Source organism: uncultured Bradyrhizobium sp. (assembly GCF_947648125.1).
Classification (GTDB): domain Bacteria; phylum Pseudomonadota; class Alphaproteobacteria; order Rhizobiales; family Xanthobacteraceae; genus Bradyrhizobium.
Genome location: NZ_CANSMR010000006.1, coordinates 259,526 through 272,610, shown reverse-complemented (window position 1 = coordinate 272,610; position 13,085 = coordinate 259,526). Strand labels below are relative to the sequence as shown.

The 13,085-nt window shown below is 67.6% G+C and carries 13 protein-coding genes; 1 reads left to right on the top strand and 12 read right to left on the bottom strand.

The features are described from left to right. Positions 1–2: 2 nt before the first annotated feature. Genes cobA through cbiE form a run of 5 tightly spaced genes read right to left on the bottom strand, consistent with a single transcriptional unit; the run spans position 3 to position 4,363 of the window. The gene (gene cobA, locus Q0030_RS14380; RefSeq protein WP_298367884.1) at positions 3–731 is read right to left on the bottom strand and encodes a uroporphyrinogen-III C-methyltransferase; all 729 of its coding nucleotides are present in this window, start codon (positions 729–731) and stop codon (positions 3–5) included. Then, positions 728–2,038, bottom strand: coding sequence for a cobyrinate a,c-diamide synthase (locus tag Q0030_RS14375; protein WP_298367881.1), 1,311 nt, complete (start codon positions 2,036–2,038; stop codon positions 728–730). Before Q0030_RS14375 ends, cobA begins: the two co-directional genes overlap by 4 nt. Next, positions 2,035–2,820: a precorrin-4 C(11)-methyltransferase gene (gene cobM, locus Q0030_RS14370; protein ID WP_298367878.1), complete on the bottom strand. Its 786-nt coding sequence runs from the start codon at positions 2,818–2,820 to the stop codon at positions 2,035–2,037. Before cobM ends, Q0030_RS14375 begins: the two co-directional genes overlap by 4 nt. Next, the gene (locus Q0030_RS14365) at positions 2,817–3,185 is read right to left on the bottom strand and encodes a cobalamin biosynthesis protein (RefSeq protein ID WP_298367876.1); all 369 of its coding nucleotides are present in this window, start codon (positions 3,183–3,185) and stop codon (positions 2,817–2,819) included. The genes cobM and Q0030_RS14365 overlap by 4 nt, the downstream gene beginning before the upstream one ends. Further along, a complete protein-coding gene (gene cbiE, locus Q0030_RS14360; protein ID WP_298367872.1) occupies positions 3,182–4,363 on the bottom strand; it encodes a precorrin-6y C5,15-methyltransferase (decarboxylating) subunit CbiE in 1,182 nt (393 codons plus the stop codon). The genes Q0030_RS14365 and cbiE overlap by 4 nt, the downstream gene beginning before the upstream one ends. Here cbiE and Q0030_RS14355 point away from each other — a divergent pair. Beyond that, positions 4,362–5,111: a cobalt-precorrin-6A reductase gene (locus Q0030_RS14355; RefSeq protein ID WP_298367869.1), complete on the top strand. Its 750-nt coding sequence runs from the start codon at positions 4,362–4,364 to the stop codon at positions 5,109–5,111. The two genes, cbiE and Q0030_RS14355, sit on opposite strands and share 2 nt — an antisense overlap. On the opposite strand, the gene cobJ is transcribed toward Q0030_RS14355, so the two are convergent. From cobJ to Q0030_RS14320, 7 genes are read right to left on the bottom strand one after another with little or no spacing between them, the layout of a single operon-like run. Continuing rightward, positions 5,087–5,821, bottom strand: a complete 735-nt coding sequence (gene cobJ / locus Q0030_RS14350; protein ID WP_298367867.1) for a precorrin-3B C(17)-methyltransferase — start codon at positions 5,819–5,821, stop codon at positions 5,087–5,089. The genes Q0030_RS14355 and cobJ overlap by 25 nt on opposite strands. Continuing rightward, entirely contained in the window at positions 5,818–6,549 is a 732-nt protein-coding gene (locus Q0030_RS14345) for a precorrin-2 C(20)-methyltransferase (RefSeq protein WP_298367864.1), read from the bottom strand. Before Q0030_RS14345 ends, cobJ begins: the two co-directional genes overlap by 4 nt. Positions 6,550–6,551: 2 nt before the next feature. After that, the gene (locus tag Q0030_RS14340; protein WP_298367861.1) at positions 6,552–7,181 is read right to left on the bottom strand and encodes a precorrin-8X methylmutase; all 630 of its coding nucleotides are present in this window, start codon (positions 7,179–7,181) and stop codon (positions 6,552–6,554) included. Further along, complete coding sequence (gene cobG, locus Q0030_RS14335) at positions 7,181–8,344, bottom strand: precorrin-3B synthase (RefSeq protein WP_298367856.1); 1,164 nt, start codon at positions 8,342–8,344, stop codon at positions 7,181–7,183. Before cobG ends, Q0030_RS14340 begins: the two co-directional genes overlap by 1 nt. Beyond that, entirely contained in the window at positions 8,341–11,589 is a 3,249-nt protein-coding gene (cobN, locus tag Q0030_RS14330; protein ID WP_298367854.1) for a cobaltochelatase subunit CobN, read from the bottom strand. Before cobN ends, cobG begins: the two co-directional genes overlap by 4 nt. Then, positions 11,589–12,623 (bottom strand): cobalamin biosynthesis protein CobW, encoded by a 1,035-nt coding sequence (gene cobW / locus Q0030_RS14325; RefSeq protein WP_298367851.1) that lies wholly within the window; start codon positions 12,621–12,623, stop codon positions 11,589–11,591. Before cobW ends, cobN begins: the two co-directional genes overlap by 1 nt. Next, positions 12,620–12,994 (bottom strand): DUF1636 domain-containing protein, encoded by a 375-nt coding sequence (locus Q0030_RS14320; protein ID WP_298367849.1) that lies wholly within the window; start codon positions 12,992–12,994, stop codon positions 12,620–12,622. The genes cobW and Q0030_RS14320 overlap by 4 nt, the downstream gene beginning before the upstream one ends. Positions 12,995–13,085: the final 91 nt, after the last annotated feature.

The window sequence follows — 13,085 nt, the reverse complement described above, 5'->3', positions numbered from 1 at the left end:
TATCAACCTTGATCCGGCGCCAGCGCGCCGAACAGAATGACGGCAGCCGCGGTGGCAGCGCCTGCATGCGTGAGCCGTTCGGCCAGCTCTGCGATCGTGGTGCGGACAATCCGCTCGTCGGCGTGGCCAAGCGACTCCGCCAGCAGCGCAGGCGTCTCGGGGGAAAGGCCATGTGCGATCAGCTTCGCGGCCAAGGCCGGAAAGGTGCGCCGGCCCATATAGACGACGGTGGTGGCTTCCGGATCGGCCAGCGCTGCCCAATTCAAATCCGCGGGCAACTCGCCGGTGACGTCGGCGCCGGTCACGAACTGGACCCGGCGCGAGGTCAGCCGCCGCGTCAGCGGAATGCCGGCCTGCGCCGCTGCAACCGAGGCTGAGGTCACGCCGGGAATGATCTCATAGCCGATGCCGGCCGCGCGCAACGCCTCGATCTCCTCCTCGAGCCGCCCAAAGATGCCGGCGTCACCGGATTTCAGCCGCACCACGCGCACGCCGGCCGCCGCGTAGTCGACCAGCAGCCGGCTGACATGATGCTGCTTCGCCGAGAGGCGGCCGGCGCGCTTGCCGACTGCGACGAGATTGGCGCCGGAGCGCGCGAGATCGAGGATCGCACCCGAGGCGAGGTCATCGTAGAGAACCACATCGGCCTCGCGCAGCCGCGCGGCCCCTTTCATGGTCAGGAGTTCGGGATCGCCGGGGCCGGCCGAGACGAAGGAGACGAATCCGCTCATCGGTCCTCCGCGATCAGATGGAAGAATGTACCCGTTGCGTTACCCCGCCGCGATCCGGTTTCGGCCACGATCGCGCCGGTCGCATCGCGCACCACCGCGAGCGGCGTGTCCGGCTGCGTGATGATCGTCGAATAGTGAAATTCGTGGCCGCGCAGGCGCGCGCCTGGACCGTGCCCGGGCATCGCCGCGGCCAGTTCGGCGAGCCGGTAGCCCAGATGCATGCGGCGCTTGGCATAGCTGGTCTCAAGGCCGAGCAAGCCCGCCATCGGGTGGCGCACGCCTTCGGCATCGGTCAACGCCGTGCCCAGCACCATGTAGCCGCCGCACTCGCCATGAACCGGCTTCGTCTCAGCAAAGGCGCGCAACTGCCCAAGAAATCGCGTGTTGGAAGCAAGCCGTGCGGCATGCAGCTCGGGATAGCCGCCGGGCAGCCAGCACACATCGGCGTTCGCGTCGGGACCTTCGTCGGCAAGCGGCGAGAACGTCACGATCTCTGCGCCGGCCGCGCGCCATGCTTCCAGCACGTGCGGGTAGACGAACGAGAATGCGGCGTCGCGCGCGAGCGCAATCCGCTGGCCCGGCGGCGTGATCTTGATGCCCTGCGCGGCCGATTGCGGCGACCAGGCGCGCGCCGATTGCAACACGGCGTCGAGATCGACATGCTCGACGACGAAGCGCGCGGCCTCGCTTATCAGACCGTCGATCTCGGCCTGCTCCTCGGCCTGCACCAGGCCGAGATGCCGCTTCGGCAAGGCGATCTCGGCGTGGCGGGGAAGCGCACCCAACACCGGAATGCCCGCCCCCGCCATGGCACTGCGCACCAGCGCTTCGTGCCGCGCACTGGCGACGCGATTTAGGACGACACCGGCAAGCCGCACGCCGGCGCGAAAATCGCGCAATCCCGCCGCGACGGCCGCAGCGGTCTGTGCCTGGCCGGAGGGATCGATCACCAACAGCACAGGCCATCCCATCATCTCTGCAATATCGGCGGTGGCGCCAGTGCCCGAGACACCACGCGCGGCGACGCCGTCGAACAATCCCATCGAGCCTTCGGCCAGCACCAGATCGGCGTCCGCACCGCGGCCTGCCAGATGCGCGATCGCACCCGACGCCATCGCCCAGCTATCGATGTTGACGGATGCGCGTCCCGTTGCGACCGCGTGAAAGGCGGGATCGATGTAGTCGGGCCCGCTCTTGAGGCATTGCACCTTCAGCCCGCGATTGCGATAGGCGCGCGCCAGCGCCAGGGTCAGCGTCGTCTTGCCGACGCCGGATGCCGGTGCCGAGATCACGAGCCCCGCGGTCATCGCGATGAGTCCGGAAAGCGCGGCTCCGGCCCCACCGGCCGATAGCGGCGGTCATAGTCGGCCGCATAGAGACGGCTCTCGGCGAATTCGCCGGCGCCGAGCGTCTTGCCGACCAGGATAAGCGCGGTGCGTTCGAGCTCGGGGCCGACCGCGGCATCGAGGGTCGCAAGCGTGGCACGCACGATGCGCTGTTCCGGCCAGCTCGCGCGCCAGACGATCGCCACCGGGCAGTCGGCGCCATAATGCGGCGTGAGCTCAGCGACGACCTTGTCCAGCAGATGGATCGACAGATGGATGGCGAGCACCGCGCCGGTCGCGGCAAAGGCTGCGAGCGTCTCGCCGTCAGGCATCGCGCTGGCGCGGCCCGGCGTGCGGGTCAGCACCACCGACTGTGCGAGGCCGGGCAGCGTCAGCTCGGCCTCCAGTGCCGCCGCGGCCGCCGAGAAAGCCGGCACGCCGGGCGTGACCGAATAGGGAATCTGCAACGCGCGCAATCGGCGCAGCTGTTCCCCCATCGCCGACCAGATCGAGAGATCGCCCGAATGCAGCCGCGCGACGTCCTTGCCCTCGGCATGCGCCGCGGCGATCTCGGCGATGATGTCGTCGAGCGACATCGATGCCGTGTTGACGATGCGCGCATCCTTCGGGCAATGCGCCAACACGCCCGCGGGGACCAACGACCCGGCATAGAGACAGACCGGGCAAGCGGCGATGAGATCGCGCCCGCGCAGGGTCAGGAGATCGGCGGCGCCCGGCCCTGCGCCGATGAAATGCACCGTCATTCGCCGTCTCCTTCTGCGATCGCCGCAGTAGCCATCCGATCCTGCGACACGGCCCTGACCGAAATCAGGCGAGCGCCGCGCCCTGCGGCAGCGACTGCGGCGGCTTCGGCAACCGATCCCGTCCCGAACCTGGCCTTGATGAGTTCGGATTGCGTTGCGGTCTTTATCTTAGCCAACATCTCGGCAGGAATGCTTCGGATCGGCAATCCCAGTTCCTGGGCCAGCGCCTTCAATGCCGCCGCATCGGCCTTGTCACTCACTGTTGCAATCGCCGCAAGCCCCTTGGAACCGCCGACCGCATCGAGCGCATCGCGCAAGGACACGACACTGGCATTGCTTCTGAATCCCAGGCCCACGACCTTCATCGAGCCACGCTCCATTGGACAATCGGCCGCGCCGCCTTCCAGGAGCGATACCGGCCCAACGGCTCGGCCTGAGCGATCTCCAGGCGCATCAATTCGCCGCCATGGCGCTGGTGCAGATCGGAGAGCAGCGCCTCGGTTTCCAAGGTCACAGCATGCGCGACCAGCCGCGCGCCCGGCGCGATGCGCGACCAGATTGCATCGAACATATCAGCATCGAGGCCGCCACCGATGAACACGGCATCAGGCGCTTCGAGGTCTGACAGAATGCCGGGGGCCTCGCCTTCGATGATCGTAATCCGATGCGTCAGGCCAAAGCTCGCAGCATTGCTGCGGATGTTGGCGGCGCGTTCGCCGCGAGCCTCGACGGCGATCGCCGTCCCGCCACAGAGCGCCCATTCGATCGAGATCGAGCCCGAGCCCGCGCCGACGTCCCATAGCCGCTCACCAGGCCGCGGCGAAAGCGCCGACAGCGCAAGCGCACGGACCGGCCGTTTCGTCAGTTGTCCGTCGTGCACGAAGAGTGCGTCGGGAAGACCCGAGCTGCGCGCGATCCCCTGCGCTCCCGTCGCCTCCAGTGCAACAGCGACCAAGCTGTCGTTTGAATCGCCAGCGTAGCTGGCGGCGCGATGCTGCGCGATGGATTCACGCGGTCCGCCAAGTGCGGAAAGCGTCCACATCGCCGACGGACCCCAGCCGTGGTCCGTGAGCCATCGCGCGAGATCGGAAGCCGCGCTGCCATCGCGCACCAGGCAGATGATCCGTGCGTCGCGCGCGAGATGCGGCAACAGCCGTTCGAACGGTGCGGCATGAAGGCCGAGGCAGACGACGTTCTCGAGCCGCCAGCCCAAACGTGCCGCCGCCAGCGAGAACGTCGACGGTGCGGAATGCGCGACCCACTCTCCGGCCTGCAATTTCCCGACAAGGCTTCCGCCGACGCCATGCCAGAACGGATCGCCCGAGGCGAGCACCACAGTCGGCCGCCCCCGGCATTCAAGCACGATATCCGCATCGAACGGCACCGGCCAGGCACGGCCGCGGTCGGTGATGCCGGCCAGAGCGAGATGCCGTTCACCGCCGAAAATCGTTTCGGCTTCGCGAAGTGCCTTTCGACTTGCGTCGGAGAGGCTGGCAAGGCCATCTTCGCCGATGCCGATGATGGTCAACCAGGGACTACCCATGATGCGCGCCCTGATCCTGGGCGGAACGGCCGACGCCAGTTCGCTTGCCGCGACAATCGCACGCGCGGGCATCGACGCGGTCTATTCCTATGGCGGACGCACCGCCGCTCCCGCTGAACAACCGCTGCCGACGCGGATCGGCGGCTTCGGCGGTGTCAATGGTCTTGCCGACTATCTGCGTCGCGAAGGCATCACGCATGTGATCGACGCGACGCACCCCTTCGCGGCCGAGATGAGCCGCAACGCGATCGCCGCCTGCGCGCAAACCGCAACATCGCTGCTCGCGCTCGAACGTGCGCCCTGGGACAAAACATCCGACGATCGCTGGATCGAGGTCGCGGACGTCGTATCGGCGGTCGCGGCCTTGCCGGACAGCCGCGCCAACGTGTTCCTCGCGATCGGCCGCCAGCACATCGCGCCCTTCGGCAGCCAGCCGCAGCATGCCTATACGCTGCGTTTCGTCGACCCACCCGACGAGAGGCTGCCATTGCCCGGTGCCGACGTCATCGTCTCGCGCGGGCCATTCACGCTCGACAACGAGCTCGAGATGATGCGTGCGCGTCGCATCGCGTGGATCGTCGCCCGCAATTCCGGCGGAGGTGGCGCGCGCGCCAAGATCGACGCCGCCCGCACGCTCGGCCTTCCCGTCATCATGATCACGCGGCCGCCGCTGCCCGAGAGGCAGCGGGTGGAAAGCGTGAGCGAGGTGATGGAATGGCTCGGTCATCGGACCTGCCTCGGCGCATAGACCCAGCGGCCGACCCGCCGCGTCGTCGAATTACAGACGATCACAAGCGTCCGCATATCGGCCATCTCGGGCTTCGCGTCGCGCAGTTCGACCGTCTCGATCCGCTGCTCGGGCGTGCTGACGGCGCGCGCGAAAATCACGATCCGCTCGCCACAGCCCGCCTCTTTCAAGATCTCGAGCGTCCGCGCAAAACCTTCCGGCCGGCTGGCCGAGCGCGGGTTGTACATCGCGATCGCGAAATCGGCTTCGGCCGCGAGCCGCAGGCGCTGCTCGATCAGCGGCCAGGGTTTTAGATTGTCGGAGAGGTTGATCGCGCAAAAATCATGGCCGAGCGGCGCGCCGGCACTCGCCGCCGCCGCCAGCATCGCGGTCACGCCGGGCAGGACGCGAATGGTGAGGTCGTGCCATTGCGGCGCGTCCTCGAGTGCTTCGAACACGGCGGACGCCATTGCGAAGACGCCGGGGTCGCCTGATGACACCACCACGACGCGCCGGCCTTCAGACGCTAGCCGCAGTGCCTCGCTAGCGCGCTGCAACTCCACGCGATTGTCCGAGGGATGCAGCGTGAGCCCGTCGCGCGGCTGCACACGAGTCACATAAGGCGCATAGCCGACGATGTCGGTCGCCGTTGCGAGCGCAGCTGAGACCTCCGGCGTGATCAGCGACTCGTCGCCCGGCCCCAGCCCCGCGATGGTCAGCGTGCCCGTCATTGCGCCGCCTCCCTGCGCCGCCCCTGCCCGTGCACCAGCACGATCGCAAAATACGGACAGTCCGCCTCAGCGAGATCGGCGAGCCGCGCGACCCGCTGATCCGGCATGGTGCCGCGTTCGACGAGCCACGCATCGTCGATGCGGCCCGCGGACGCGAGCGCGCGGCGGATCTTTTTCAGATTGCGGCCGGTCTTCATCACGACCAGCGCGTCGGAGCCGCGCATCCGCTGCTCGAGCTCAGCCTCCGGCAGCGTGCCCATCAGCACGGTGGTCACATCGTCGGCGAGCGCGATCGGCCGGCCGACCGCATTCCAGCAACCGACCATTCCGGGAATGCCGGCAATCACCTCGATCTCGACCCGCCCCTGCAGGCGCGTATGCAGGTGCATGAACGAGCCATAGAAATAAGGATCGCCCTCGCAGAGCACGACGACGTCGATCGCGCGCGCGAGCCGCGCCAGCCGCTCGGTCCATTCGTCATAGAAGCCCGCAAGCAGCCGCGCATAGTCCGGACTGTCGAACGCGATCTCGGTCGTGACCGGATATTCCATCGGATACTCGCTGACGTCGGCGGCGAGCATGCCTTCGACAATGCGTCGCGCCTGTCCGTGCTGGCCCTTCTTGCGAAAATAGGCGACGTGCTTCGCGGCACGCACCGTCCGGTCGGCGCGCACGCTCATCAAATCCGGATCGCCAGGGCCAAGCCCGCAGCAAATGATGCGTCCCATCACTATTCGCTCCGGCTCGCCAGCGCGTTGACGGCGGCGACCGTGATCGCCGAACCACCGAGACGCCCCTCAACCGTCAGCGCCGGCGCCGGCGGCGCGGCCATCAAAGCCGCCTTGGACTCGGCAGCGCCAACGAAGCCGACCGGACAGCCGATGATCGCCGCCGGCCGTGGACAATCGGCATCTTCCAGCATGTTAAGCAGATGGAACAGCGCCGTCGGCGCGTTGCCGATCGCGACGATGGCCCCGGCCAGATGCGGCCGCCACAGCTCGAGCGCCGCCGCCGAGCGAGTATTGCGCATCGATTGTGCCAGTGCAGGAATCCTGACATCGCCGAGCGTGCAGATCACGGCGTTGCCCGCCGGCAGCCGTGCGCGCGTGATGCCCTCCGACACCATGCGCGCATCGCAGAGGATCGGCGCGCCCTGCTGCAAGGCCGCCCGTGCGCTTGCGGCCATGCCTGACGTGAAGCGGATATGCGCTTCCAGGCCCACCATGCCCGCGGCATGGATCATGCGCACGGCGACGGGCTCCTCGTCTGATGTAAAGCGCGCAAGGTCCGCCTCCGACCGGATCGTGGCAAAGGACTGGCGATAGATCGCCGCACCATCAGTCTCATAGACGTGCGGCATCAATCGCCTCCCATCAGCACGGAGGGATTTGCGAGGAGACCCGAACGGGTCAGCCCTCGCAGGACCGGCACGTCCCGCGTCGTGCCGCAGCGGATGAGGTCGAAGCCCTCGCTTGACGCAACGAGGGTGACATCCGCGGAGCCGGAATGGGCACAGCCTTTGGCGCAGCCGGACACGTGAAGCCGGGCATCCGCCGGGACAAACGATGCAAGTGCCGATGCCAATGCACGCGTATCGGCATGCGCCTCACGACAGCGCGGTGCGCCGCTGCAAGCGACCACACGGAGCGCCGGATCATTGGGATCAGTGACGAGGTCCGCCCCACGAGGCATCTCATGCATCCCCTCCGCCAGCACCATCCGCCACGGCGTCATACGGAGAGCCTGCGCGCAGCCGGCGAGATGGCTGAGCGTCTGCTGCGTCAGTTGTCCGAAGGTCACGCCAACCATCGCACCGATCGGATAGAGACCGGGCACCGGGTCCGCCGATCGAGCCACCGGCTCGGCATCGCCGCGAAGCGACTGCGGCAAGCTCGCGCCGCGGGCCAGATGAGCCGCCATCCGTCGCTTCTCCCCTCTCGCTCCGCCGGAAGCCACGAACCATTCGGCAAGCGTCAGCGCGACCTGCACGGCCTCGCTCCGCGCGACGGAAAGCCCGAACTGTGCGCCGTCCGCACGCACCAGCAGTCCACTGTTGCGATCGCGCTCGATCCGGATATCCGCCGACGCGCCAGCGAGCACGCGGTTGTTGCCGTTATCGATTGCGAAACCGAACTTGGTGGGAAGATCGAGCAACGCGCCGGTGAGCGCCCGTTCAAGCTCGGCCGCAAGCGAGCGGGTATCGTCACCGGCGGTCCAGAATGGCGTCACCAGAACGTTACGCTGCGCCTCGGTATCCGAGTCCGCGTCCAGCAATCCGAGCTCGGCGAGCCCATCGATCAAGGGCGCATAGCTTTGATCGCTGACGCCGCGGATCTGGAGATTGGCGCGGCTGGTCAGATCGATCAGGCCGCTGCCGTATCGCGTAGCGAGATCAGCAATTGCCGCCGCCTGCGCCGCATCCAGCCGTCCGCCGCGCGGACGGATGCGCACCACGAGGCCATCGCCCGACTGCATCGGCCGCAGCGCGCCGGGACACCAGCCCTTGATCGCGATGGCGCTCATGAGGCCTCCTGGAGCGCTGCCGCAATCGAATTGCGCCGGGTCTGCCAGAGCGACGCGTCATGCAGCCGGGTGAAGCAGGTTTCGATCGCAGCCAGCGCCGCCGGATTCTCGCGCGCCATGAAGGCGCGAACATCGTCATTGCCGAGCGTCGCGTCGTAATAGAGGTCGAACAGATGCGGCGGCACCGCGCCGGCAAGATGCGCGAACGCCGCCATGTGCTCCAGCGTCGCCGCTATCTCGGCGGCACCGCGGAAGCCATGGCGCATCATGCCCGCGATCCACGCGGGATTGGCCGCGCGCGCCCGCACCACCCGCGAGATTTCCTCGGTCAGCGACCGCGCATGCGGCTGATCCGGCCGCGTCGCATCGAGGTGATAGAGCGACGGGACCTTTGCGCCGAGCCGCCGCGCCGCCGCGGCGATGCCGGCCTCATGCGCGGCATAGTCCGCCGCCAGCAGCAGATCGGTCTCCGGCAAGTCCTGGGTATGGACGAAGCTGTCGGCAGCAGCGAGCCTCGCCTCGATGCCGGCGCGATCGGGCCGCATCTCGCCGTCGGATGCGACCGCCCAGGACGATGCCGACAGCCAGGCTTCGCCGGCCGCCTCGCGCGCCTCCGCTGTGAAGACATCCGGGACAGATGCAATGCCCGCGCCATAATGTCCGGGGCGAGGCCCGAACACGCGCGAGGTGCGCTGCCGATAGGGATTTTCGTCCGCCTCATCACTGCGTTCGGACAACGCCTCCGTCGCAGCCTCGAACAACTGCGCCAGCCCCGTAAACACGTCGCGGAACAGCCCCGACACGCGCAGCGTCACGTCGATGCGCGGACGGCCGAGTTCCGCCGGCGCGATGATGTCGTAGCCCGACACCCGGCCCGACCCATGATCCCAGCGCGGCGCGATCCCGGCGAGATGCAGCGCCATCGCAAAATCCTCGCCGGCCGTGCGCATCGTCGACGAGCCCCAGAGATCGACGACGAGCCCTTTCGGCCAGTCGCCGTGATCCTGCAAATGACGGCGCAGCAGCTCCTCGGCGAGCTTCACGCCCTGCGCATGCGCGGACGGCGTCGGCACCGCGCGCGGATCGACCGCAAACAAATTGCGTCCGGTCGGCAGCACGTCGCTGCGCCCGCGATAGGGCGAGCCCGACGGCCCCGGCGCAATACGTCGCCCCGCGAGCGCATCGCGCAACGCCGCCCTCTCCGCCTCGCCGCAAGCGCCCTGCCCGAACACATGCAGGCCGTCGCCGAACTGGCTTTCCTTGAGATCGCAGACGAAACGATCGATCTGCGGAATGGCCTCGGCCGCGGAGACCGACGCCGCGAGACCGAGATCGTCCTCCAGCCCGGCGATGCGCGCTTCTTCGCGTATCGCGGCAATCAGGCGCTGCCGCCGCGCCGGATCGAGACCGTCCGCAGTCGAATACTCATCGAGCAAGCGCTCGAGCCTGCGCAAGCCCTCCGGTACCGCCGCCTGCGCGAACGGCGGCGGCAGATGGCCGATCGTCACGGCGCCGATCCGGCGCTTGGCCTGCGCGGCCTCGCCGGGGTCGTTGACGATGAAGGGATAGACGACGGGCAGATCGCCGGTCAGCGCCTCCGGCCAGCAAGCGGATGATAGCGCAACCGATTTCCCGGGCAGCCACTCCAGGGTGCCATGCGCGCCCATGTGGACGACGGCATCGATGCCCTGCTGCCTGAGCCACAGATGGAACGCGACATAGGCATGGCGCGGCGTGCGCGAGAGGTCGTGATAGTCGGCATCGCGCCGGCCGACATCGCCGCGTTCCGGCTGAACCGCGATGATCGACTTGCCGCTCGGGATCGCCGCGAAATGAAATGCGCCGTCGCGGCAATCGGGATCGTCCTCCGGCGCGCCCCATGCGCGCACAAGATCGTCCTGGAGCTGCTGCGGGAGGCTGGAGATCAGTGCGCGATATTCGGCAACGTCCCATGTCAGCTGCCGGTGCAGCAGCACGCCCCCCAGCGACTCCACCGGCTCAAGATCAAAGCCCGCAGCCGCGAGATCGGCCAGCAACGTCTCCGCCGAGGCAATTGCATCGAGACCAACGGCATGCGCAATCTGATGCGGACGACCGGGATAGTTCGAAAGCACGACGGCAAGCTGCTTGTCCCGGGCGGGCTTGCCGGCAAGCCGGTGCCAGGCTGCCACGCGCGCGACAACCGCTGCGACGCGCTCGGCATCCGGCCGGTGCGCAAGATGCGCGAATTGCAGATCGGGATCGCGCTCGCCTGATGATTTGAAGCTGACGACGCCCGCGAACAGGCGACCGTCGACTTCCGGCAACACCACATGCATCGCAAGATCGCCGGGCGACAGGCCGCGCAGCGACAAGGCCCAATCCTCGCGCCGCGCCGTGGACAGCGCGACCTGGAACACTGGACATGATGCGGCATCGAATGGCGTCGTGCCGTCATCACCGGCCGCGGAGAATGCGGTCGCATTGACGATGGCGGCCGGCGGGCATTGCGCGAATTGAGCGCGCATCCAATCGGCCACGCCCGCCGCCTTCAGCGAGGTGACGAACACGCCGTGGGCATCGAATCCCTTTTCGCGCAAAGCCTCGATCAGCGCATCGACCGGCGCCGTGTCGCCGGCCGCCAGATAGGAGCGATAGAAGGTCACGAGCACAAGCGGCCGGCCATCCGATGCCGGCAGCGCCGCCACGGCGCCTCGCCTTGAATCGTAGACGCCGATCTCGGGAAGATCGATCTCACCGACGACAGGCCCGGCGTAGAGCCCGGATGCCAGCGCCAGTTGCGCGATCACGGCTTGCGCGGCAACCGGGCCACCCTTGTCGCACAGCACCTTAAGCCGGCGCAGCGTCGAGACCGGCAAGGTCGAGAATTCATCCAGCCGCACATCGTCGCGGCCATCCGCCGGCAGCACCACCAGGGCGATGCCGCGCTCCTTCGCCAGCCGATGCACTGCGGCCAGTCCGTATGACCAATAGGGTACGCCGCCGATCAGCCGCACCAGGATGCCGCGCGCATGCGACAGCGTCCGCTCGATATAAGTATCGACCGAGAGCGGATGGCGCAGCTCCGCGAGATTGGCGAGCCGCAGCGACGGCAGCGCGGCGCGGCCCCGCCGCCAGCCGGCCGCGAACGCGGCGAGATCGCTGTCGGAAAACGACAACACCACGAGATCGGCCGGATCCTGGCCGAGGTCTCTTGGTGTCGCGGTCTCCTCAAGGCCGCGGCTCTCGCGGAAGACGACGTGCATCAGACACCTAGACGCGCCCTGATCGCGGCTTCATCGATATCGCCGTGTTCGCCGATCACGACGAGCTTTGACTGTCTCGCCCGCACGCCCCAGGGCATGTCGAACTGATGCCTCACCCGCTCGCCGACCGATTGCACCAGCAACCGCATCGGCTTGCCTTCGACCGCGATGTAGCCCTTGGCGCGCAGCACATTCTGCTCGCGTGCCAGCCCCTTGATCGACGCGACCAATCCATCGACATCCGAAATCTCCGGAAGGTCGATCACCACGGAATTGAAATCGTTGTGCTCGTGTTCATCCTCGCCGTCATGGTGAGACGGCCGCGACGCGAGGTCATCCTCCGCCGCAGCCTCAAGGCCGAGGATCACGCGGGCGTCGATCGCGCCGTCGACGATGGGCAACATCGGCACCTCGCGCGGCATCTCGGCCGCGATCACCGCCTTCGCTGCGCTGATCCCCTCCGCTCCGGCGAGATCGGCCTTCGTCAGCAGCACGATATCGGCACAGGCGATCTGGTCCTCGAACACTTCGGACAGCGGCGTCTCGTGATCGAGATTGTCGTCGGCTGCGCGCTGCGCATCCACGGCGGCGGGATCCGGCGCAAACCGGCCGGCCGCAACGGCCTCGGCATCGGCCAGCGCAATCACGCCGTCGACCGTGATCCGCGAGCGGATCTCCGGCCAGTCGAACGCTTTCAGCAAGGGCTTCGGCAAAGCGAGACCGGATGTCTCGATCACGATGTGATCGGGCCTCACGGGGCGTGCGAGCAATTGCTCCATCGCCGGGATGAAATCGTCGGCAACGGTGCAGCAGATGCAGCCATTGGCGAGCTCGACGATGTTCTCGGTCGGACAATTGGCGTCGGCGCACGACTTCAGGATCTCGCCGTCGACCCCTTCGCTGCCGAATTCGTTCACCAGCACCGCGAGCTTCTTGCCGTTGGCATTCCGGATCAGGTGCTGGATCAGCGTCGTCTTGCCGGACCCGAGAAAGCCGGTCACGACGGTGACCGGAACCTTGGCGAGCGTCGTCATTCTGCGGCCTCCGGCACGACGGCGATGGGTGGAATGCGGGCAAGCGATTGCTTGCGAAAGATTTCGGGACGGCTGCGCCACGGCACGATGCCGTCAGGCGCCGACGCATAGGCAGAGGCGCCGGCGATCACATCCTTGGCATTCGCTTCGGACAGGCGGCCGTAGACATAAGACCATCGCCCCGGCGCGCTCAGCGCGACCGAGCAGCCTTGGCTGCAGGCCGACAGGCATTCGACGGGAACCAGATTGACGTCATCGGGCACGCCGGCCTCAACAAGCGCGGCGTGCAGGCGCGCACCAGGCGCGACCTCACCTTCCGCGAGCGTCTGGCCCGCGCGGCAGGTGATACAGACATGAAGTGTAACGCTCATCGCCCTTCCTGGATTGACTGCGGGAAGCGATGAGGCACACGAACCTGACGCGAACAGGTTCGTTCCCCGTCGCGGAACACCCCGTCCGCCG